This is a genomic window from Paenibacillus sp. Y280, assembly GCF_056786335.1.
On the sequence record NZ_JBXCIW010000010.1, the window covers coordinates 119,233 to 139,367 of the forward strand.

Genomic DNA, 20,135 nt, shown 5'->3' on the forward strand with positions numbered 1-20,135 from the left:
GTTTACAGGCTTTTCACAATCTTATACACAAAACAGCACTCGATTGTGGATAACTTTGTGCACAACACTAAAATTGTCAAATAGATGGTGTTATTTTCTTCTGCCGATATACAGCAAATGCGAGGAGGTTCCTAGTAGATGAACATTGTCCGCGGAAGCGCAAATAAGCTCCATGCATTTCGCATACTCGCCCTCTCCAAGCGATTGCCAATAATCGAATTGCTCCTGCGATAGAGCGCCGGCAACACTCGATGATCCAATCAATTTGACTGTTTCAAAGCCGTGTCCTTCCATTAATGGCTTAATATCTTCTATTAAATGATAGTAGATGCCCGTGAACCTGCCATCATCCGAATGATTGAAAATGCCTGTTTCCATAAAGGTTAAAATGTCATCCATATTATCGGTAGGCTTCCAGCTCTGCGGGTGCGCAAGCACTGTTAGCAAATGTCTGATTCTAGTCATAAAAGAAACAAACACATAACCGCCGCTCCGCGTTACGCGATATAGTTCCTTGACAGCTTGATCTCTCTCTTCCTGTTGCTGCAAATGATAAAGCGGTCCTTCATTAGAGAGGCATCAAACTCCGCATTAGGAAGCATGACTAAGCGTCTTGCATCGGCGACATGAAAACCTTTAAAGCGGTCAGCAAGCCCTAGCTCCTCTGCATTATCGCTTGCCTGCTGCACCAGCCTTGGCGTCAAGTCCGTTAATGTAACGTCATAACCGCTCCTTGCAAGCTCCATGGCGTATTTGCCAGGCCCTGCGCCATTATCCAGCACATGTCCGCACTCCGGCAGAAATCGTCTGATATAATACCAATTTACGATAAACTCAAGGGGCGCTCTTTCGAGACGCCCCCATTCATCAAATTGGTTGTAGTATTGAATGATTTTATTCATTATAAACCACTCCCCTTATGGCTTGAGCCAAAAATCATTGAACCGCTTTAGCTTTAGTTTTAGCCGCACTAGCCTCAACATATCTGCTTCCCGTCGTCATAACCGCCTGATTACAAGCTGCGATGTAGGCTTGCGCCGCGGCAAGGACAATGTCTTTATGGATAGAAGTACCGCGGAAACGCTGCTCCATGTGCAAAATGCTGACAACCGCTTCTCCATGGGCATCCTCGCCTGTTGATAAAGAGTGAAGCTCCAGATCCTCGAATTCAGCTGCTACCGGAATCGCTTGCTGAATTGCATGGATAACCGCTTCCAAGGGACCTGCTCCCATCGCAATATACGACTGCTCCGTGCCAAATTCATTCTCACGGATCGTTACCGTAGCTGTCCTCGAGCGCTGAGTACCGGCATGGACATGCAGATCTACCATCACGTAGGGATCTGGCTGCGTCTTCGTCAGCTCGCCTGCAATACGGATCAGCTCGTCATCCGTAACGATCTTTTGCGCATCTGCCGTTTCCTTGAATTTGTCGTACACATCCTGCAGCTGAGCATCCGTCATATCGATGCCGTATTCAGAAAGGCGGTGCTTAATCGCATGGCGGCCGGAATGCTTGCCTAGTATAATCATGTTCCGCGGGATACCCATCGCTTCCGGATCCATGATCTCATACGTATTGCGGTTTTTCAGCAGGCCATCCTGGTGAATGCCCGATTCATGCTGAAAGGCATTGCGGCCGACGATCGGCTTATTGTAAGCAATCGGGAAATGCATGGCGCGGCTTACCATACGTGACGTTTCAAAAATCTCTCCGATTTGAATGTTGGTTTCCGCTTGAATCGCATCTTTGCGCGTTTCGATGGCCATTACCAGCTCTTCCAAGGAGCAGTTGCCCGCCCGCTCGCCGATTCCGTTTACCGTTACTTCGATTTGTGTAGCACCTCCATGGATGGCCGCAATGCTGTTAGCTACCGCTAGACCAAGATCATTATGACAATGTGCGCTGTATCTTACCGTCTCGCCGCCTCTCGATTGCTTCCGCACAACGCGGAACAACTCGCTCATTTCCTCTGGCATGGCATAACCAAGCGTATCAGGAAGGTTGATGATCGTTGCTCCTTCGGCAATAACCGCTTCTACGAGCTGAATGACAAAATCTCTGCCTGACCTTGTGGAGTCCATTGCCGAAAACTCAATTTCATCAACGAATTGTTTCCCGTATGCCACCATATCGCGGGCGATTTTGACGACCTCGTCCCTTGATTTGCGCAGTTGATGATTAAGATGAATGTCCGACGAGGATATAAATAAGTGAAGCCGTCTCCGTGCCGCATCCTGAGTCGCTTTCACTGCAGCGTCAATATCCACCTTTACCGCTCTAGCGAATCCAGCGATCTCCACATGCTGCAGTTCTCGGGAGATTTGCTGTACCGCTGCAAATTCGCCGGGGCTGGATACCGGGAAGCCGGGCTCAATGACATCGATGCCAAGTTTCCCAAGCTGGCGGGCAATGATGATTTTACGTTCAGGATCAAGGGAAGCACCGGGCGATTGCTCGCCATCACGCAAAGTTGTATCAAAAATTTGAATTTTTTTCATTTCGTTTGTCATCGTTAAGTCCTCCTAAAGGTTGGTTGGATTGTTTTTGGGTACAAAAAAAAGCTCGACGTCTCCTTGTAAGAGACGACGAGCTTTACGCTGCCGTGGTACCACTCTAATTGGCCAGTCCTTGCTGCAGAAGCTGGCTGCGACTGCCTCAAAGAGGGAAGCCTGCTGCTTGCTGCGGGGATCTGAGCCCGCTTAAATGCCGGATGACGGCGGCTAGCCGTAACGATGTAGTCATTTTGTCCGAAGACAACCCGATTCCACCGTTCCGCTCCCAGGCGAGATTCAAACCTCAGCTTCGACTGCGTCGCACCACCCCGCAGCTCTCTGCGCGATTTCGATCGATTGTCTCATCACAGTATGATGAGACAGCTTCGAAATTCGCTTTGCCAGCCTATTGTTCTACTGCTCCTGTTCATAGCGTTTCCACTCTATGTTGTTTGTTCCTTATCGTATTCATGCTGGATACTTCAATTCCTGGACAACAAGAAAAGCCTGTCGTCTCTTGAATCAAGAGACGACAGGCTATGAAAGACCCGCGCGGTACCACCCTTGTTGACACCCATACGTTCGCAAACGAGCAGGGACGCCCAACTTAAGCATATGGCCAACTCCGGATGTTGACTCACATGCACCCGATTACGGTGGTTAACCGTAACAATGTACCTGCATGGCTATTGGCAATTGACTAATTGCCGCCATCGTTTCCACTGTTCCGCTCCCAGGTGAGCTTCAAGCATCCTTCGACTGCGTTGCACCATCCCGCAGCTCTCTGCATCTCAGCGATGGATGAATGAAGCTCATTCATACCCACCCTGCCGACATTCCCGGACAAGCTTTACTGTTCCTGTTCCTTGCGTTTGTAACGTATGAGGTTGAAGTTTGTAGTATTGTTGCTTATTATATGCCCTTCAAAATAGTCTGTCAATTCCATATCCAAATATTTTTTTGAATAGAATCATCTGCCCACAGACCAGCTCTCCAGCGAGAAGCCAGGATCCGCCTTCATATCGAGGTCGGTAAATTCCGAATGCTTTAGCTTAATATAAGCAGCCGCACCAATCATGGCAGCATTATCCGTGCAGAGCGAATTCGGAGGAATGAGCAGTTGCACCCGTTCCGACTCGCAGCGAGCCGTTAGCGCCGTTCTAAGGCCCTTGTTAGCAGCTACGCCGCCGCATAGCAGCAGCTGCTTCGCACCAAATTGGCGTACAGCGCGCAGCGCTTTTGTAACGAGCACCTCCGTAACCGACTCTTGGAAGCCGCGTGCCAAAGCTGGCTCATTAAGCACTAGCCCCTTCATTCGCGTCTGGTTAATAACGGCAAGCACCGCTGATTTCAAGCCGCTGAAGCTGAAGTCGTAGCTATCCGCCTCAAGCCATGCCCTAGGCAAAGCAATCGACTCCTCCGCTTCGACTGCAAGCTTGTCAATATGCGGACCGCCTGGGTACGGCAAGTGAAGCGCACGCGCAACTTTATCGTATGCTTCACCGACCGCGTCATCTCTTGTGCGGCCAACGATACGAAAATCACCCTCGCTCTGAAGCAGCACAAGCTCGGTATGACCGCCAGAGACAACAAGCGCCATACTAGGATAAACGATGTCATGCACAAGCTCGTTAGCATAAATATGACCTGCAATATGATGTGTGCCGATAAGCGGAATATTAAGTGCCATAGACAAGCTTTTGGCAGCTACAACGCCTACGAGCAATGCGCCTACGAGTCCGGGTCCCTGCGTCACCGCAATGGCCGACATATCCTTTAGCGTAAGGCCTGATTCCTTAACAGCCTGCTCGATGATCAGTGTAATCGACTCCACATGCTTGCGTGAAGCAATCTCCGGCACTACGCCTCCGAAGCGTTCATGAATCTCGATTTGACTGGATACCACGTTCGATAAAATATGCTTGCCGCCGCGGATAACAGATGCCGATGTCTCATCGCAGCTTGTTTCTATCGCCAAAATAATATCATTCGCCCGCTCGGCGTTTGCTGTTCTCTCTAACTGACTCACGTTCATTGCTCCCCTGTCTTCAGCTGCTCATGGTCAAGCTCTGCCCACATAATAAGCGCATCTTCATTGTTATCCGAATAATAGCGCGGGCGAATGCCTGATAGCTCAAAGCCGTATTTTCGATAAAGCCGCTGCGCGATTTCATTGGAAGGACGAACCTCAAGCGTCATTTTGACAGCGCCAAAAAAGACAGCCGTCCGCTGCAGCTCCATCAACAAGCAGCTGCCCAGCCCTTGTCCGCGATAATCCGATCTTACCGCAATATTCGTGACATGCGCCTCGTCCATAATGACCCACATGCCGCCGTAGCCGATAATTTGTTCCTCATATTCCATAATCATATATCTGGCAAATAAATTGTTCATCAGTTCATTCGTGAACGCCTCTGTCGTCCAAGGACTCGAAAACGCCTCCTGCTCAATCGCCACTATTGCTGGAATGTCAGCCATCGTCATCGCGCGATAAATGAGCTTGTTCACGTCGATATTCATACCTTCGCTTCACCTTCCTGCTTTGCCTTCCATACGACTTCAGCTTCGGTTAGCTGCGTGTAGTTAGGAATAAAAGTATGGGGGTTCTCGGTCAGACCTGCCTCCAGCCTCATGCGTCCAAGCCAAGCGATCCATTTTCCTTCTTGGACAAAAGGCTGCAGCCGGACGGTTACCCCTGCTGAAGCGCCGATTTGCTGCAGCCGCTCTGCTTCCTGCCCATGAAGCGACAAATCTCCCACCAAGGAGATGCTTCGAACTGCACCCGCCGGCTGAACAGCCAAACGCTGCTCCAGTTGATCGACAAAACTCTTCATAAGTCGCACGCCATCTTCTGTCCAGCGGCTCCATTGATTCTTATTTGTCATTTGGAAACAAGACGAATAAACTTGACCGCGCCTAGCGTCCATGATTGGGAGCACCCAATGTTCTCCATCAAGTGCTTTCGTCTCTTCCGCTTCCGCGTCCAATGATTGATGCCACGCTCCGTAAGCAAGCGCCTCAAGGCTGGATACGCCTACAAGAGGCTTATTCCATACCCAAGCAAGCGTCTTCGCGACCGATACCGCAATGCGCATTCCCGTGTAGGAGCCCGGCCCGTTGCCAACAGCAATCGCTTCGATGTCCGTTTCCCCAATACCGCTATTTTGCAGCATATCCTTGATATGCGTCACCACATGAACCGAATGATTTCTTTCCGCTAACGTTTGAATTTCAGCCAGCACGTCATTTCCGTTAACGATAGCCGCAGCCATCGATGCCGTCGACGTATCTAATGCCAAAATCGCTCCCGCTTGATTGTTCTGTTCCAATCTCATCTGCCCGCTCCTATCTCATTCACGGATTCGCACCAGCTTGCGTACAGTTGCCCGTAGCCAGTCAATTGAATACGCCGCGCTTCATCGCCAAGATGCTCGATATACAGCTCCAGACGCTCGACTGGCAGCAGCTCTTTAATCAAGCTTGCCCATTCCACGATCGTTACGCCATCGCCATAAAAATAATCATCCAAACCCAGCTCGTCCGCTTCCGCAAGCGAAAGCCTGTATACATCCATATGATAAAAGGGAAGCTTATCCCCTTCGTATTCTTTAATAATCGTAAATGTCGGACTGTTTACAATGCCCTTTACGCCTATAGCTTCGGCAAAAGCTTGCGAAAACCTCGTTTTGCCAGCGCCAAGATCGCCGTCCAGCGCAAGCAGTGCGCCTGCATTTGCCAAAGCAGCAAGCTGCCGAGCCAAAGCTATCGTATCCTGTTCCGATTGTGCCATCCAAGTGGCCTTGCCTACCTGCTGTTGCATGCTTTTTCACCCGTTCATCACAAAAAATGATTGTATCCGCGCTTCTTAAGATTTACCCGCTTCTCGTTTTGAGACTGTTGTCCATTTCCCTTGCCCACTTGATTATAACGTATAAGCTCTACGCCCGGCTCGCCCGGCTCGGCCTCCCCAATGATAAAAAAAGGAATGCCTTCCTGCTGAAAGACAAGCTGCATCATTTCGGCATCCTTGGCTGCCATCGTACCTAGCAATACATAATCCTCTCCGCCATAGAGCATCCATTCTAGCGGATCAACGCCTACGCTTGAAGCGTAGGCCGCCATGCTTCCGCTCCTTGGGAGCAGCTTCTCCCGCAGCACAAGCCGCAGTCCCGAAGCCTCCGCGATCTCCCACGCCTCGCTCGCTAGACCGTCGCTCACATCATTGAGCGAACGACAGCTTCCCCGCGCAAGCAGCAGCCTGCCTGCCCGCACCGATGGACTTGGCCGCTGATGCGCCTTCACCAAAGCGCCTAACGCCTGGTCCGCCCCAGCCGCGGAAGCGTCAGCTGTACCCCGCGCCTCCTCGGCAAGCAGCGCGTGCAAGCCCGCCGCCGACATGCCGACCGCGCCGGTCACAAACACCGCATCGCCCGGCATAGCGCCCGAGCGTCGCAGCTCGCGCCCCGCTTCAACGGTTCCCGTCACCGTTACCGCCACAACCAAATGCTCCGGCGACGACGTCGTATCGCCTCCCGCAACAGCAACCCCGTAGCGCTCGGCGCACTCGTACAGCCCATCATACAGCCTCCGCATCCGCTCCGGCGTATACGCGGGCGGCACGCTGACCGAGACGAGCGCATGCAAGGGCACGCCTCCCATCGCGGCAATATCGCTGATGTTCGCGGCAAGTGCCTTATAGCCGACATCCTCGTCCCTCATCGTCGACTGCTTGAAGTGGACGGTCTCCACCATCGTGTCGACCGCCAGCAGCAGCCGCTTCGGCTCGGCTACGCCATCCGCGGCCGCGGCTGGATCAACAACGGCGGCATCATCGCCGATACCGACTACAATGCCTCGCTGCCGCTGCCACTCGTCCTCTTGCCTGCCTGACGTCCAGTGATGAATGCTCTCAAACTCGTCCAATGCGATGATCTCCTTCGTCCCTATTCGATAGCCTGTCGATCGATGACAAGCCGAAGCGGCTCCGCCGTCCCTCTTCGAGGACTACTATCATCATTAGTGAATATCCCGTTTCTTAAACCGTCCGCCCTTCACATCGTGAATATTGCCGACTGCGAGGAAAGCGACAGGGTCCAGCTCATGCACGATCGACTTCATTTTCGCTTCCTCAAGCCGCGTAATGACACAGAAGATGACGCGCTTGTTTCCGCCCGTAAAGCCGCCCTCACCGTGCAAATAAGTAACGCCGCGACCAAGCCGGCTCATAATAGCTGCGCCGATTTCCTTGGCTTCGTCACTAATGATCCACACTGCTTTCGATTCATCAAAGCCCTCCATCGTAGTATCTATCATCCTAAACGCAATGTAATACGCGATAAGCGAGTACATCGCCCGATCCCAGCCGAACACAAAGCCCGCGCTGCCAAGTATAAATAGGTTAAAGAACATAACCGTCTCGCCGACCGAGAACGGCAGCCGCTTGTTAAACAAAATGGCGATGATTTCCGTGCCGTCAAGCGATCCCCCGAATCGAATAACCATGCCGACTCCGACGCCTAATATGACACCGCCAAAAATAGCAGCCAGAAAGGGCTCTACCGTAAGAGGCGGCACCGGATGAAGCAAAAACGTTCCCAGAGACATAACCGATACGCCATACAGCGTCGAGATTGCGAAGGTTTTGCCAATTTGCTTGTACCCGAGAAACAAAAAAGGAAGATTTAATACAAATAGAAACAAACCAAGCGGCACTTTCGTTAAATGCGAGGCCATAATCGATATACCAACAATACCGCCATCAATAATGTGATTTGGTACAAGAAAAATTTCCAGACCAACCGAGACCAGCGCCGCACCGAGTGTAATAAACAGCACTCTTCGCAGCACTTCCAGCTTGGATAGCTTGTGGTGCTGTAATGTTCCCATAATAGAATGCACATCCCTTACTAGCGCTATTTCTCATTATTTTACCTTAAACACTAGCAGAGATAAAGCAAGTCTACCATTTAGGCAAAAAGAAACCTTCCATCTCAGCAGCAAAATAGCTGCGAGTGGAAGGTTTCTCTGGGCGCTCATTTAACCGATAACCGCGAACGCTTCTACGCCTGCCGGTATCAATCTCGTACGATACACTCTACCTAAGCTATCGTAAACTTGAAGCGTATAATTGACTGTCGTCAAGGTCGGCACTTGACCCGATTTGCCATCCTGCCACTACTTCCAGCATTTATACTAGAGTATGCGAGAGGATGAAGCGCGGTATGGTCAAGCTCCTATGCCTGATGCCTATATTTAATCTGATGAATTAAAGCTCTTTCACAATCGTGATGAAAAGCTCGTCCTTAAGATCGATCTCATACTGCGAAGCGGGCTGCGTGCCGTTCGCCTCCATAATAATACGTACGCGTGGACGGTGGACGGCCAGCTCGTTGTTTTCTGATACGACGCCTACCTGACCGGTACTGAGCAAGAGCGAAGTGGAGATCGGATAGATCGATATATGTTTACAAAAAAGCTTGATAAGGTCCAGATCGAAAAAAGTACCGCCGGCCGCAAACAAAAATTCGATTGCTTCGCTTGCCGTGTAACGCTTTCGGTGCGGCCTCGGCGAGGTCAACGCATCAAAGGTATCGGCTAGACCAACGATTTGAGCATACATATGTATTTCGCTTTCCTTGAGCCCGCGCGGGTAGCCCGATCCATTAAAACGCTCGTGATGCTGAAGGGCACAATGTGCGGACACGATTGATATATCATGATACTTTCGTAAGATATCAAAGCCTTCCTTGGCATGGCTATGAACGATTGTACGGTCATCCGCCGATAAGTTGCCTGTGTTGGCTAGAAGCTTCGGAGGCACCTTGGTCATGCCGATATCGAAAAGAAGCGCGCCAATGCCGAGCTCTTCGAGCTGATTGCGATTAAAGCCTTTCGCTATGCCCATGATACCCGCGAGCACTGCCACGTTAAACGAATGCTGAAACAAATAAGCATCCTTGGCATGAATGCTGGTTAAGTTGACGAGCATATTAGGTCGTGTAGCTAAATCCTGCATGATTTGCCCGAATACCGCCCGGAAATTTCGGCCCATATCAGGCGCAATCGTTCGTCCTTTTGTCACGGTCTGGTCTTTGAAGGAGTTCATCGTCTTGTAAATGGTATCGACAGCTTGCTTGCGCGTTTCCTCACGGATCGTATCCTCGGGAACTAAGTCCTCCGTCAATCCATCCTCTATGAACAGAAAATCGATGCCCAAGTTTTGCAATCGCTCAATGTAACGATCATTTAGCTCAACCCCTTCTCCTAGAAGAACGTGGCCGTTTTCTTGAAAAATGGGTTTCGCCACCTTGTCTCCCGGCTTGACCATTCCAATTTGCACTTTTCTCATTAGATTAGTTCCCGCCTTCGATAGTAATAGCGCTTTAAACCGGATAGTTTCTATTTTATCAGAACATTCTCGGACTGACTATGGAAACTGTACTAAAAAAAAAGCCTGAACAGTGAAGTTCAAGCCTCTATGCTAATTTGCGTTTGACGATTCGGTTTCGGCCACTATATTTTGCCTCATACAACGCTGCATCTGCTTGGGCTAGAAGCTCCCGCAGGAACCCTTTCGGATCTGTAAGATCGGAAGGCTCAAAGTGCTCAATCGAGATGACGCCCATGCTGACTGTAACGGATATCGGATGCTCGCCAATGCCTGTATTCACCTTGTTGTGCTCTACCGTTTGCATAAGAAGCTCGGCAATATGGTCAGCTTGCTCACGGTTCGTATGCGGCAAGTACACCGTAAACTCTTCACCGCCGTACCTAGCCAATATATCGGTGAACCGCAAAGCTCCCCTGACCGCATCAACCGTACTGCATAGCACCTCATCGCCAACCAAATGACCATACTTATCGTTGATTGATTTGAAATGATCCAGATCAAATAAAAAGATTGAGAAAGGAATGCCGCAACGAATGTTGGTTACGACCTCTTGCTCCAGCTGATAGAGCAAATATCGACGGTTAAAGCAGCCTGTCAAACCATCCGTAACCGCCATATGCTCCAGCTTCTTGTTGGCTTGGAACAGCTCATCCTGCATAATAAGCAAATCTCGATTGCGATCCTGCAGCTGCTCATTTTGAATATTCGTTTCTTGAACGAGCAATCTTAGCTCTGTCACATCTTGAAAGGTCAGCACTATTCCTACAGGCGTCTTCTTATTGTTGAGAATAGGAGCGGATTGTACGATCACATGGCGATATTTGTCAAACTGAATGGCAATCTCAATTTCATGCCTGTCCAGCGGGCGCGCGCGCTGCGCATCCATAAATACCATAAACACACTCAAAGGTTCTCCTTTGAACTGGGGACCAAGGAGAGCAGGATTAAATTTATCCCCTATACGAAGACGGATAATCGATCTGAGCACTTTATTCACTTCAATAATCGTATCGTTCTCATCCAGCACAATAATGCCCATCGACATCGTATTCATAACGTCCCGTTGAACGGTTTGAATAATATCGAGTACTTTGTTGCGCTTTATGGCATGGACCAAATAAACAGCTGCAAACGCCATGCCTATTGATATGAGCGGAATATATCGAATGAATTGCTCGATTATAAAGATATTGAGAACTAAATCAGCGATGGAGAACAAAAGCAGTACGAACATACCGTTGAACGCAGTCTTGATTTGTGTACGCTGCCGATCCGCCTTTTCCACTCGCAGCTTGTAGAACATTATAATAAAGGATACGACCATATATAGAACCAGTTGCGTGACCATGATCCAATATAGAGGTCCATGCTGAAGCTGCTTGAGCGGAGTAAGCTGGGCATTAATTTGAAGAAACATTCCATTTGGGTTCACAACGACTGCAGCAACCGAAATAAGCGCAGGCGCAGCTAAAAGGAATAACCGGCTCTTTCGTATTACATACGACTGGCCGGTAAGGAATACGATAAAGACGAACCAACCGATTCCTAGCAGCGAGAGAGCTGTATATGAAATGGAAAGATAGAAGAGTTTGAAGTGCGCAGCAGAAGTTGTCTGCGAAACAAACTGAGAGAGCGTCCAAATCATAAATACGGTATGTAGAAACAAATAAATGCGATGCAAAACGGTAACCGTACTTGAGGTCAAAACGTAGAAAAATAAGCCGAACAGCACTAGAAACATACTAAAGTCTAGCCAGATCATCCATCCCAATACGGTTCACCCATCCATTTGACAGCCATCTTCTTCCATTGTAGCAAATGTTACTTGTATCGACAATTATTTAATTTTAAACCTCCTGCTGGGAAGAACGTTTCGGCAATCGATCGGCAAGCATATGCTCCAGCGACGGAGAAATGCTCAAAAACTGGCGAAATTGCTCATATTGCTCCCATTTTTTCATAGATAATCCTTGCTGCCCCTGCTGCTCCGATCGCACAGCGCGAATTAGCAAATTTTTTGGCGTATGCTCCGGGTCTACAAATTCCAGCATTTGCACCTTGTAGCCAAGCACCTCAAGCAGCGTTCCCCGGGCCGCATCGGTTGCAAGCGCCGAGAAGCGCTCCTTCAGCAAGCCTTGCGTGAGAAGCGGAGATAAGACATCGTTGCTGACCTGCTTGAACAGCTCATGCTGGCAGCATGGGACCGACATAATGACCGAGGCGCCCCAATTTACTGCTTTAGCAAGAGCGGCATCCGTCGCAGTATCGCAAGCATGAAGCGTAACGACCATATCCGCAGCCTGCAGCTCCTCATACTCCGCAATGTCGCCAACGAGGAATTGGAGCTTATCGTAACCAAGCTTCTCGGCCAGCTTCGAGCAAAATGCAATGACATCTGCTTTCAAGTCGAGGCCTATAATCTTGATTTTCCGCTGCTGCTCAACGGCAAGCAAATGGTAAAGCGCAAACGTCAAATAAGATTTTCCGCAGCCAAAATCAACGATCGTAAGCTCCCGTTCCGTCGGCAAATAAGCAAGCACATCGGTAACCATCTCAAGAAAGCGATTGATCTGCCGGTATTTGTCCTGCTTTTTCGCATGGACGAGTCCTTCCGGCGTCATGATGCCCAGCTCGACAAGAAACGGCGCTGCTTTGCCTTCGGCTATTATGCGCTGCTTTTGCCGGTTATGCTCCAGATTTGCTGGACGCGATCCCCCTGTGGGAGGCTTCTTCAAAATAGCAGCCTTGCCCTTCTTGCTGAAGAGCAGCTGTACATCAGCCTCAGGCGTCTTCACCAGCGCTTGCCGGTAATTTTCCTGAAGAAGATCGATGACTCTCTCGGCAGCCTGAGGCTCCGCAACATTTTCATGGGTAACTTTATTTGCAAAATGATATTCAAACTGATAAAACAATCCGTTCTTCAGCTTCGTTGGGCGAATGATTGTTTTCGGCGCAGACGAGTCGTCCTTGCGCCTTGGCTGGCTTAGTGTAGCCTGCAGCAGTTCTCCGCTTCCGATCCAATTCGCGATATCCAGCTGCCATTGTTCCGTCATGCTGTACCTCTCACTCCTAAAAAAAAGTATTATGGAGCCACGCTTGCTTTCGCAAGTCTTATGCTTGAATCTGGTCTATCCCTTCTAAAGGGCATTAAGCGCCTGCTCGATTTCCTCGCGCGGCAAGCCGCCCGCCACAAGACGCTCATCATGCTGCAGCAGCATCCGTCTATAAATGTCCTCTGCCGCAGCTGAGCTTAGGGCGTTATCGCCAAGCAGCTCGTGCATCACATTTTCCACTAAATCGTATTGACCCTCAGCCTCATGCCATTCCATTAGCAGCCGCTTGGTTGGCAAAGGGAGCTCATAAGGCAAGAGCCGCTCAAGCAGCTCCTTGATTTGGCCGCGAGGCTCCACAATCGTTGGCTCGGCATCTACAAGCGATAATCGCAAAAACAAATGCAATGATTTCACATAGGCGAAGAAGCTCTCGTCCTCACGGCCCAGGTCGCCGCTCAGCTCAGCCTCTTGCTTCATCAATATCGCGATAGCCTGCATATGATCGGTTTCAAGTAAGCCATTTGTCGTCATCATTCTCATTAAATCCTCGTCAGATAATGAACGAATAAGCTTGCTGCTAAGCCGGAAACGCTTATCAAGCAGCTCGTCAATGAAGAGCAGCGCTTCCTCATGCTTGCGCTCGCGCCTCAAATTCATAATTTGACCGACTGCCTCCGTCATCTGCTCAATCATTCTCATGAAATAATCCCGCTGAAACATATGACTCTCCTCCCCGCTTGCCGCCCTACCGCTTTGATTTCATGAAGCTGCGTATAGCAGTGATCAATTCCTTCGGCTGCTCGACCATCCCCATATGGCCTGCGCCGTCCAGCACTGCCTTTACTGTTGATCCGTTTACGGCTGCAAATGTGCTTTCGGTTGGAATCACTTTATCGCTTGCACCGCTTACGAGCAGCACGGGAAGCTCGGATTGCTCGATAATATGCGTGCGGTTGGCACGGATCTTCATGCCTCTTGCCGTTCCGATCGCTCCTTGCAGCGCCGTTCCGTATCCGATTTGTTTCCCACGCTCAACCTCATCAGACATAGCCTCCGCATTCGCCGGTGCAAACAGCTTTGGAATAAGTCCGTCGACGAATGGCTGAACGCCGCTTTGCTCTAGCGCAGCAACCGCTTTATCGCGATTTTCTTTGGCCGCATCGCTGTCTTCGAGCGCTGTCGAATGAATTAACCCAAAGCCCGACAGCTTCTTCGCATACTTCTCGGCAAGCGCAAGCGTAATATAACCGCCCAAGGAGTGTCCAAGAAGCACCGCATTATGAATTTGCAGGCTGATGAGCAATTGAGCAACATCCTCCGCATGCATTTCCATCGTATAGATGTCGTCGCTCGGCGCAGAGCTTCTGCCATGCCCGCGAACATCTGGTGCTATAATGCGCACATATTGCTCAAGCTCATCTATGATAGGCTCCCAATAAGCAGAGCTTCCGCAATAACCGTGAAGCAAGACGACAACCTCGGTAATGCCATCCGCTGCGCCTCCGTCATCCGGATGGGAATCATAATAAGCAAGCTCTAATCCGTTATTCAAAAATAGTTTCCGCTGCGCAATCGAAATCTTCTCGACGTTTGCTTCTTTCATTTGCTGCACGCTCCTCTATCCATTTTGGATTTGAAAATAATCTTTACGTGTCGTCTGCGAACCCTCAGTCTTGCTCCATGCTGAGTCAATTGCTCCCGCAATCACTTTGGCCATTCGCATCACATGATAAAGGGAAGTGGTCTGCAGCATCCAATATGCCTTCGGACCATTTGCATTCACAACGCCTGCAACACTGTAATGTCCGATTGCCGGCAGCCTTCTCCCAATCGCCTTTCCTGGCTGAATCGGTCCTTCGGCTGCGATAAACCGCCCAACCGATGTTGGCTTGCCAAGGCATGCATCGATCGCAATGACGATCGCATCCTTATCTATCGCTTGAGCAGCCCGCTCAACGGCATGCGCATCGCAGGGCTTCTCTAATGTGCCGATTACGTTCGGCCATCCGCCCTCTTGCAACATGGTACCCACTAGCGGACCAAAGGAATCTCCCGTAGAACGATCGCTCCCGATGCAAATAAATACAATGCTGCCGCGACTGCTATGCCTCTCTGCAATCGTTTCAAAAAACGATTCTATATCACTATTCGCTGCTTGTTCCGTTGCTCTGCACCTGCCCTGTGATCGATTGCGGTTCATTTCTTCTTTTAATTGTATCCAATTTCAAGATCGTGTTCAATTTGTGGGCATTCATATTTGAATCATGGTACAATTGCACCAATGCAAAACGTACGAATAAGCCTATGCTTTCGAGGCCGCTTTCGGCTCGCAAAAAATTTAGGAGGCACTCTATGAACAATTTACATTTGCAAACGCAAGAAAATGTGGAGTTTATGATTGAAGTTATCAAAACAAAGCTAAAAATGGCTTCTGCCGCAGCCATGCAGGCTGCAAACTTCGACCTCAATAAATACGAGGATATAAAAGACCTGTACGAGGTCGTTGCATCGAAGGATAAATTCAGCATCAGTGAAGTCGAAGCACTCGTATCCGAGCTCGGTAAGCTGCGAATTCAATAAAGTTTTTATTTAAGAAAATTATTCCAGTATCAGACATTTCTTTTCATTATTCTACAAAATAAGAACCGAGCCTGGCAACTTAGCCTAGCTCGGTTCTTATTTGTTTGGCGAGTGAGCCTATTCCTGCTCTTCAGCCTCTACTTCTGCAGCTTCTATGGATAGCTTAATCGTAACATCCTTAAGCTCTCCCTTGAGGAAATGCGCGATTCTTTCCAGCTTATCCGCAAGCTCAGGCCCGCTCAGCGTCGTATTTAAATGATAATCGAAGCTGTCGGTCAGCCTGCGTTCCGAATAAGCGTTCTGGCCGCCCCACGCTCGATCTCCGCCCGCATTCGCTCTAGCGAGCAACTGCTCTTGAACAGGATAAAACTTATCGGATTTATTCACGACTCTTTCGTAAATACGCAGCTTCTTCAGCAGCATGTAATATTGAGCGGAATGCTTAAAATTCCATGCTTCCCGAATGTCTTTAAGCGTGTAATCCATCTTCCAGCGCTTTAATTTTTCTACTTGCTCATCTGTGCTCAACTGCAGGAAATCGTCCAGCGGCAGCATTTTTTCGGACATCTTGACCCCTCCGGAAAATAGTTTATAGAGTAATGAAATAATAATTCAAAAAGATTTTTATATCATATAAAAAATACCATAAATTTTGGCTGTTTACAAATTAATATAATTTCACAATGCGATTTATCATTCATTTTATAAAAAGTGAGCCGACCAACAGAAAACCCCCATTCGTCCGCTTTGCGTTCAGCGGTGATGGAGGCTCTGCTTTTTGATGCTGTTATGCTCGCTTAAGCCCAATCGACGTCAAGAACCGTTCAAAGGCTTCGGCGCCGGCTGCCGTGCGCTTGTACACGCCTGCATCCTTCAGCACCTCAAGAAACTTGCTTCCGGTTTCGGATTCTACGATCGTTTTTGCCTGCTCAGCCGTGTTCGCTGTACCGAAGCGCTCGGTAAGCGACAAGATCCAAGCCTCATGCTTATGGAGAGGATGCGAGGCATCCTGGAGCTCCTCTGCAGCAGCCGACGATGCGCCGGTCAAATAAGCTGCAATTTGCTCCAGCTCATCCTTCAAGCGGCCTGGCAATACCGCAAGGCCCATCACTTCGATCAAGCCGATGTTTTCTTTCTTCACATGATGCAAATGCTGATGAGGATGGAAAATACCGTCCGGATGCTCTTTGCTCGTACGGTTGTTGCGAAGCACCAAATCAATCTCGTACTCGCCGTTATCCCGCAGCCGTGCAATCGGAGTAATCGTGTTATGCGGTACAAGGGTGCCGTCAGATTGCTCGGTGAAGGCCAGTACTTCCGCAGACGCATCGCTGTAAGCGCGCCATTCATCCAGAATACGGCAAGCAGCGCTAAGAACGTCGGCCTTGGAAGTGCCGTTAATCCGAACGACTGACATCGGCCAATTGACGATGCCAAAACGAATGCCCGGAAGGTTGGCATCAACAAATCGCGTATCTGTTGAAGCAGCCTCCATCGGAAACAAATGGCGACCGCCTTGGAAATGGTCATGGCTTAGAATCGAGCCGCCAACGATCGGCAAATCGGCATTAGATCCGATGAAATAATGCGGAAATTGCTCAACAAAGTCAAGCAGGCGCGCAAAGGAGGAACGGGAAATAACCATTGGTTCATGCGCGCCTTTGAAAATAATGCTGTGCTCATTGTAATACACGTATGGCGAATATTGGAAAAACCATTGCTCGTTTTGCAGCGTCAGCGGCAATACGCGCAGGTTTTGCCGTGCAGGATGATCGGGACGACCGGCATAGCCCACATTTTCGACGCACAGCAAGCACTTCGGGTACTTCGCCTGCGGCATCGTTTTGAGCAGTGCGATTTCCTTCGGGTCCTTCTCGGGCTTCGATAGGTTGATCGTAATCTCGAGGCTGCCGAATTTCGTCTCATGCAGCCAGTATAGGTTTTTGCGGATACGATCCATACGGATGTAATTGGAATCGATGCTAAGGTTGTAGAAGGCATTCGTTGCCGCTTGCAGCCCTTCCTCCTTCACTTGACGCGAGAAGGTTGCGCTTGCTTCTGATGGCCTTGGCAATAACAAGCCCATAATGCGGGCATCGAGCAAATCGCGGTAAGTCGTCGTATTATCTGGAATCAAGCCGATTGCATAGCCGTAGTCGAGCAAAGGCTCAAGCAGCGGAACAGCGCTGTCCAGCCTCTCGTCCGCTACCTCGCCCTCGCAGGGCTCTGTGAAGCCGAATAAGCTGAGCAGCTCGTTTCTGGCTGCATGCGTATCCAGCGGGTCGTTCAGCAGCTTGCGCTGCAATGCGAATTGCAATAGACGTTCTATTAGAATCAGCGCATCGTTTGCTGATGTTACTTGTTGTTCATTTGCCACGTGATGCAGCTCCTTTCCGTTAAACGGCGACTTTAGCCGTTATAGCCTTTTGGGTTAGCCTCATGCCAGCCCCATGCGCTCTTTATAATGTCCTCCAGCTTGTCGCGCTTCGGATTCCAGCCAAGCTCCTTGCGGGCGCGATCCGATGATGCTACAAGGATGGCAGGGTCGCCGGCACGGCGTGCTTCGAACACGGCCGGTATTTCTTTGCCGGTAACGGCGCGCGCGATATCGATGACTTGCTTCACGGAGAAGCCCGTTCCGTTGCCTAAATTGTATACGGCGCTTTCCGCGCCGCTGCGTAGACGATCCACCGCAAGCACATGCGCATCTGCGAGGTCGCTCACATGAATGTAGTCACGGATGCAGGTGCCATCCGGCGTTTCGTAATCTTCTCCGAATACCGAGATATGCGGACGCTGGCCAAGCGCTGCTTGCAGCACGATTGGAATCAGATGTGTCTCCGGGCTGTGGTCCTCGCCGATTTTGCCGCTCTCATGCGCGCCTGCCGCATTGAAATAACGCAGCGATACGAACTTGATGTTATGGGCGACATCAAACCATTTCATCATTTTTTCCATCGCCAGCTTCGTCTCGCCATAAGCATTGGTCGGAAGCGTGCGGTCATACTCGTCGATGGGTACATTTTCCGGCTCGCCGTAGGTTGCAGCTGTCGACGAGAAGACGATTTTTCGAACATTGTATTCATTCATTTTCTCAAGCAGGCAAAGCGTGCCGAATACGTTGTTGTGATAATATTTGCCGGGATCCTTCATGCTCTCGCCGACGAGTGAGTTCGCCGCAAAGTGAATGACTGCATCAATCTCATTTTCTTGAAAGACGGTATCCATGAAGGCTGCGTCACGAAGATCGCCCACATACAGCTTGCCTCCAAGCAAAGCCTCGCGGTGCCCCTGCTGCAAATTGTCGACGATTACAATCTCCTCGCCGCGCTCCTGCAATGCTGCTACGGCATGAGAACCAATATAGCCTGCTCCCCCAGTTACCAATACTGCCATGTTTCATTTCCCCTCTCCATATGGTTATTGCTTTTTGTTTGTTTTATTATACAAGACGTTCTACGCCATTGCCGATCGTGCATACGTAGAAATCAGCCGTTAAACCGGTCGCTTCGTTGTATTTCCGTCCAACCTCTTCCTGGAACGCTTCAACACTATCCTCATGGACAAGGGAAACGGTACACCCTCCAAAGCCTGCGCCTGTCATACGTGAGCCAAGCACGCCCGGAACAAGGCGAGCCGCCGCAACCATCGCATCAAGCTCAGCGCCCGTCACTTCGTAAAGATCGCGCAGTGAATCATGCGATCCATTCATCAGCTGTCCGAATTGCGCGAGATCATTCTCTTTCAGTGCTTTGATCGATTGCAGAACGCGGTCGATTTCTTCCACGACATGCTCAGCACGTTTTCTAACCGTTTCATCCTTGATCAAGTGCTTCGCGGAATTGAATTGCTCCAAATTGATTTGACCAAGCAGCGTGATCTCTGGGAAAGCTTCTTGTAAATCCACTACGGCTTGCTCGCACTGCGCACGGCGCTCGTTATAGGCGGAGTCAACTAGGCCGCGGCGCTTGTTCGTATTGCCGATCACAAGCTTGTAGCTTCCCGAATCGAATGGAACAAGCTCATACTCAAGCGTATCGCACATAAGTAAAATCGCATGATCCTTTTTGCCGTTTGCAACCGCGAATTGATCCATGATGCCGCATTTCACGCCGTTGAACTCATTTTCGGATTTTTGCGAAAGCAATGCGATTTTCACCGTATCTGTCGGCAGCCCTTCAAGCGATTGAAGCGCATAAGCCGTTACGACTTCAATGGAAGCCGAGGAGGATAGTCCGGCGCCGTTAGGAATTTCGCCATGATAAAGCAGATCGTAGCCGCTGCTGAATTGCACGCCGCTTTGCTGAAGCTCATGAACGATGCCCTTCGGATAGTTCATCCAGTCGTCAGCATCGTCATATACGATCGTGTCCAGTGAAAAGCTCTTCGAAGCCGGGAAGTTGGTCGTCGATAGTCCCAACTGATTGTCGGAGCGCTTGCGGATTAGCAGCGTCGTACCAAAAGTTAATGCAGCCGGAAATACGTAACCGCCATTATAGTCGGTGTGCTCGCCGATCAGGTTTACGCGGCCTGGAGCATGGAATACAGCGATGTCGCTCGCGTCTCCGCCGTATTGTTGTATAAATTGCTGTGTTAGCGCGTCAATGTTTGCCATT

General features: G+C 49.9%; 20 protein-coding genes. 1 reads left to right on the forward strand and 19 read right to left on the reverse strand.

What is annotated here, in order from left to right:
• Window positions 1-90: 90 nt before the first annotated feature.
• The 15 genes from AC1TPC_RS15050 to yyaC form a co-directional block, all read right to left on the reverse strand.
• Window positions 91-549, reverse strand: a complete 459-nt coding sequence (locus tag AC1TPC_RS15050) for a methyltransferase domain-containing protein (RefSeq protein ID WP_482067638.1) — start codon at window positions 547-549, stop codon at window positions 91-93.
• Window positions 498-902, reverse strand: coding sequence for a class I SAM-dependent methyltransferase (locus AC1TPC_RS15055; protein WP_482067639.1), 405 nt, complete (start codon window positions 900-902; stop codon window positions 498-500). Before AC1TPC_RS15055 ends, AC1TPC_RS15050 begins: the two co-directional genes overlap by 52 nt.
• A gap of 34 nt (window positions 903-936) precedes the next feature.
• Window positions 937-2,514 (reverse strand): 2-isopropylmalate synthase, encoded by a 1,578-nt coding sequence (locus AC1TPC_RS15060; protein ID WP_482067640.1) that lies wholly within the window; start codon window positions 2,512-2,514, stop codon window positions 937-939.
• Window positions 2,515-3,466: 952 nt separating this feature from the next.
• On the reverse strand, window positions 3,467-4,531 hold the full coding sequence (gene tsaD, locus AC1TPC_RS15065; protein ID WP_482067641.1) for a tRNA (adenosine(37)-N6)-threonylcarbamoyltransferase complex transferase subunit TsaD: 1,065 nt from the start codon (window positions 4,529-4,531) through the stop codon (window positions 3,467-3,469).
• The gene (gene rimI / locus AC1TPC_RS15070; RefSeq protein ID WP_482067642.1) at window positions 4,528-5,016 is read right to left on the reverse strand and encodes a ribosomal protein S18-alanine N-acetyltransferase; all 489 of its coding nucleotides are present in this window, start codon (window positions 5,014-5,016) and stop codon (window positions 4,528-4,530) included. Before rimI ends, tsaD begins: the two co-directional genes overlap by 4 nt.
• On the reverse strand, window positions 5,013-5,831 hold the full coding sequence (gene tsaB / locus AC1TPC_RS15075; protein ID WP_482067643.1) for a tRNA (adenosine(37)-N6)-threonylcarbamoyltransferase complex dimerization subunit type 1 TsaB: 819 nt from the start codon (window positions 5,829-5,831) through the stop codon (window positions 5,013-5,015). Before tsaB ends, rimI begins: the two co-directional genes overlap by 4 nt.
• The gene (tsaE, locus tag AC1TPC_RS15080) at window positions 5,828-6,316 is read right to left on the reverse strand and encodes a tRNA (adenosine(37)-N6)-threonylcarbamoyltransferase complex ATPase subunit type 1 TsaE (protein ID WP_482067644.1); all 489 of its coding nucleotides are present in this window, start codon (window positions 6,314-6,316) and stop codon (window positions 5,828-5,830) included. The genes tsaB and tsaE overlap by 4 nt, the downstream gene beginning before the upstream one ends.
• Before the next feature lie 17 nt (window positions 6,317-6,333).
• On the reverse strand, window positions 6,334-7,425 hold the full coding sequence (gene thiL / locus AC1TPC_RS15085) for a thiamine-phosphate kinase (RefSeq protein WP_482067708.1): 1,092 nt from the start codon (window positions 7,423-7,425) through the stop codon (window positions 6,334-6,336).
• An 87-nt stretch (window positions 7,426-7,512) separates the two neighbouring features.
• Window positions 7,513-8,382 (reverse strand): YitT family protein, encoded by an 870-nt coding sequence (locus tag AC1TPC_RS15090; RefSeq protein WP_482067645.1) that lies wholly within the window; start codon window positions 8,380-8,382, stop codon window positions 7,513-7,515.
• Window positions 8,383-8,761: 379 nt separating this feature from the next.
• Complete coding sequence (locus AC1TPC_RS15095) at window positions 8,762-9,844, reverse strand: HD-GYP domain-containing protein (protein ID WP_482067646.1); 1,083 nt, start codon at window positions 9,842-9,844, stop codon at window positions 8,762-8,764.
• Window positions 9,845-9,971: 127 nt separating this feature from the next.
• Window positions 9,972-11,648 carry a histidine kinase N-terminal 7TM domain-containing diguanylate cyclase gene (locus tag AC1TPC_RS15100; RefSeq protein WP_482067709.1) on the reverse strand — a complete coding sequence of 559 codons (1,677 nt, stop codon included), beginning with the start codon at window positions 11,646-11,648 and terminating at the stop codon, window positions 9,972-9,974.
• Between the two features lie 85 nt (window positions 11,649-11,733).
• The gene (locus AC1TPC_RS15105; protein ID WP_482067647.1) at window positions 11,734-12,939 is read right to left on the reverse strand and encodes a class I SAM-dependent methyltransferase; all 1,206 of its coding nucleotides are present in this window, start codon (window positions 12,937-12,939) and stop codon (window positions 11,734-11,736) included.
• 84 nt (window positions 12,940-13,023) lie between these two features.
• Complete coding sequence (locus tag AC1TPC_RS15110; protein WP_482067648.1) at window positions 13,024-13,659, reverse strand: DUF6483 family protein; 636 nt, start codon at window positions 13,657-13,659, stop codon at window positions 13,024-13,026.
• A gap of 25 nt (window positions 13,660-13,684) precedes the next feature.
• Window positions 13,685-14,542 (reverse strand): alpha/beta fold hydrolase, encoded by an 858-nt coding sequence (locus tag AC1TPC_RS15115; RefSeq protein ID WP_482067649.1) that lies wholly within the window; start codon window positions 14,540-14,542, stop codon window positions 13,685-13,687.
• A 15-nt stretch (window positions 14,543-14,557) separates the two neighbouring features.
• Window positions 14,558-15,139 (reverse strand): spore protease YyaC, encoded by a 582-nt coding sequence (yyaC, locus tag AC1TPC_RS15120; RefSeq protein WP_482067650.1) that lies wholly within the window; start codon window positions 15,137-15,139, stop codon window positions 14,558-14,560.
• A gap of 152 nt (window positions 15,140-15,291) precedes the next feature.
• Between yyaC and AC1TPC_RS15125 the strand changes: the two genes are divergently transcribed.
• Window positions 15,292-15,519, forward strand: a complete 228-nt coding sequence (locus AC1TPC_RS15125) for a DUF1128 domain-containing protein (RefSeq protein ID WP_482067651.1) — start codon at window positions 15,292-15,294, stop codon at window positions 15,517-15,519.
• Window positions 15,520-15,636: 117 nt separating this feature from the next.
• Here the strand turns inward: AC1TPC_RS15125 and AC1TPC_RS15130 are convergent, their stop codons facing one another.
• The 4 genes from AC1TPC_RS15130 to AC1TPC_RS15145 form a co-directional block, all read right to left on the reverse strand.
• Window positions 15,637-16,086 carry a hypothetical protein gene (locus AC1TPC_RS15130; RefSeq protein WP_482067652.1) on the reverse strand — a complete coding sequence of 150 codons (450 nt, stop codon included), beginning with the start codon at window positions 16,084-16,086 and terminating at the stop codon, window positions 15,637-15,639.
• Between the two features lie 220 nt (window positions 16,087-16,306).
• Window positions 16,307-17,896 carry a UDP-glucose--hexose-1-phosphate uridylyltransferase gene (locus AC1TPC_RS15135; RefSeq protein ID WP_482067653.1) on the reverse strand — a complete coding sequence of 530 codons (1,590 nt, stop codon included), beginning with the start codon at window positions 17,894-17,896 and terminating at the stop codon, window positions 16,307-16,309.
• A 32-nt stretch (window positions 17,897-17,928) separates the two neighbouring features.
• Complete coding sequence (galE, locus tag AC1TPC_RS15140; protein ID WP_482067654.1) at window positions 17,929-18,915, reverse strand: UDP-glucose 4-epimerase GalE; 987 nt, start codon at window positions 18,913-18,915, stop codon at window positions 17,929-17,931.
• A gap of 46 nt (window positions 18,916-18,961) precedes the next feature.
• Complete coding sequence (locus AC1TPC_RS15145; protein WP_482067655.1) at window positions 18,962-20,134, reverse strand: galactokinase; 1,173 nt, start codon at window positions 20,132-20,134, stop codon at window positions 18,962-18,964.
• Window position 20,135 lies beyond the last annotated feature (1 nt).

Bases quoted from the DNA above. Each gene is read 5' to 3' on its own strand.
- rimI (WP_482067642.1), bottom strand. From the start codon at position 5,016: ATGAATATCGACGTGAACAAGCTCATTTATCGCGCGATGACGATGGCT.
- AC1TPC_RS15090 (WP_482067645.1), bottom strand. From the start codon at position 8,382: ATGGGAACATTACAGCACCACAAGCTATCCAAGCTGGAAGTGCTGCGA.
- AC1TPC_RS15125 (WP_482067651.1), top strand. From the start codon at position 15,292: ATGAACAATTTACATTTGCAAACGCAAGAAAATGTGGAGTTTATGATT.
- AC1TPC_RS15110 (WP_482067648.1), bottom strand. From the start codon at position 13,659: ATGTTTCAGCGGGATTATTTCATGAGAATGATTGAGCAGATGACGGAG.
- AC1TPC_RS15105 (WP_482067647.1), bottom strand. From the start codon at position 12,939: ATGACGGAACAATGGCAGCTGGATATCGCGAATTGGATCGGAAGCGGA.
- tsaB (WP_482067643.1), bottom strand. From the start codon at position 5,831: ATGAGATTGGAACAGAACAATCAAGCGGGAGCGATTTTGGCATTAGAT.
- tsaE (WP_482067644.1), bottom strand. From the start codon at position 6,316: ATGCAACAGCAGGTAGGCAAGGCCACTTGGATGGCACAATCGGAACAG.
- AC1TPC_RS15055 (WP_482067639.1), bottom strand. From the start codon at position 902: ATGAATAAAATCATTCAATACTACAACCAATTTGATGAATGGGGGCGT.
- galE (WP_482067654.1), bottom strand. From the start codon at position 18,915: ATGGCAGTATTGGTAACTGGGGGAGCAGGCTATATTGGTTCTCATGCC.
- tsaD (WP_482067641.1), bottom strand. From the start codon at position 4,531: ATGAACGTGAGTCAGTTAGAGAGAACAGCAAACGCCGAGCGGGCGAAT.
- AC1TPC_RS15095 (WP_482067646.1), bottom strand. From the start codon at position 9,844: ATGAGAAAAGTGCAAATTGGAATGGTCAAGCCGGGAGACAAGGTGGCG.
- AC1TPC_RS15100 (WP_482067709.1), bottom strand. From the start codon at position 11,648: ATGATCTGGCTAGACTTTAGTATGTTTCTAGTGCTGTTCGGCTTATTT.
- AC1TPC_RS15115 (WP_482067649.1), bottom strand. From the start codon at position 14,542: ATGAAAGAAGCAAACGTCGAGAAGATTTCGATTGCGCAGCGGAAACTA.
- AC1TPC_RS15145 (WP_482067655.1), bottom strand. From the start codon at position 20,134: ATGGCAAACATTGACGCGCTAACACAGCAATTTATACAACAATACGGC.
- AC1TPC_RS15060 (WP_482067640.1), bottom strand. From the start codon at position 2,514: ATGACAAACGAAATGAAAAAAATTCAAATTTTTGATACAACTTTGCGT.
- AC1TPC_RS15130 (WP_482067652.1), bottom strand. From the start codon at position 16,086: ATGTCCGAAAAAATGCTGCCGCTGGACGATTTCCTGCAGTTGAGCACA.
- yyaC (WP_482067650.1), bottom strand. From the start codon at position 15,139: ATGAACCGCAATCGATCACAGGGCAGGTGCAGAGCAACGGAACAAGCA.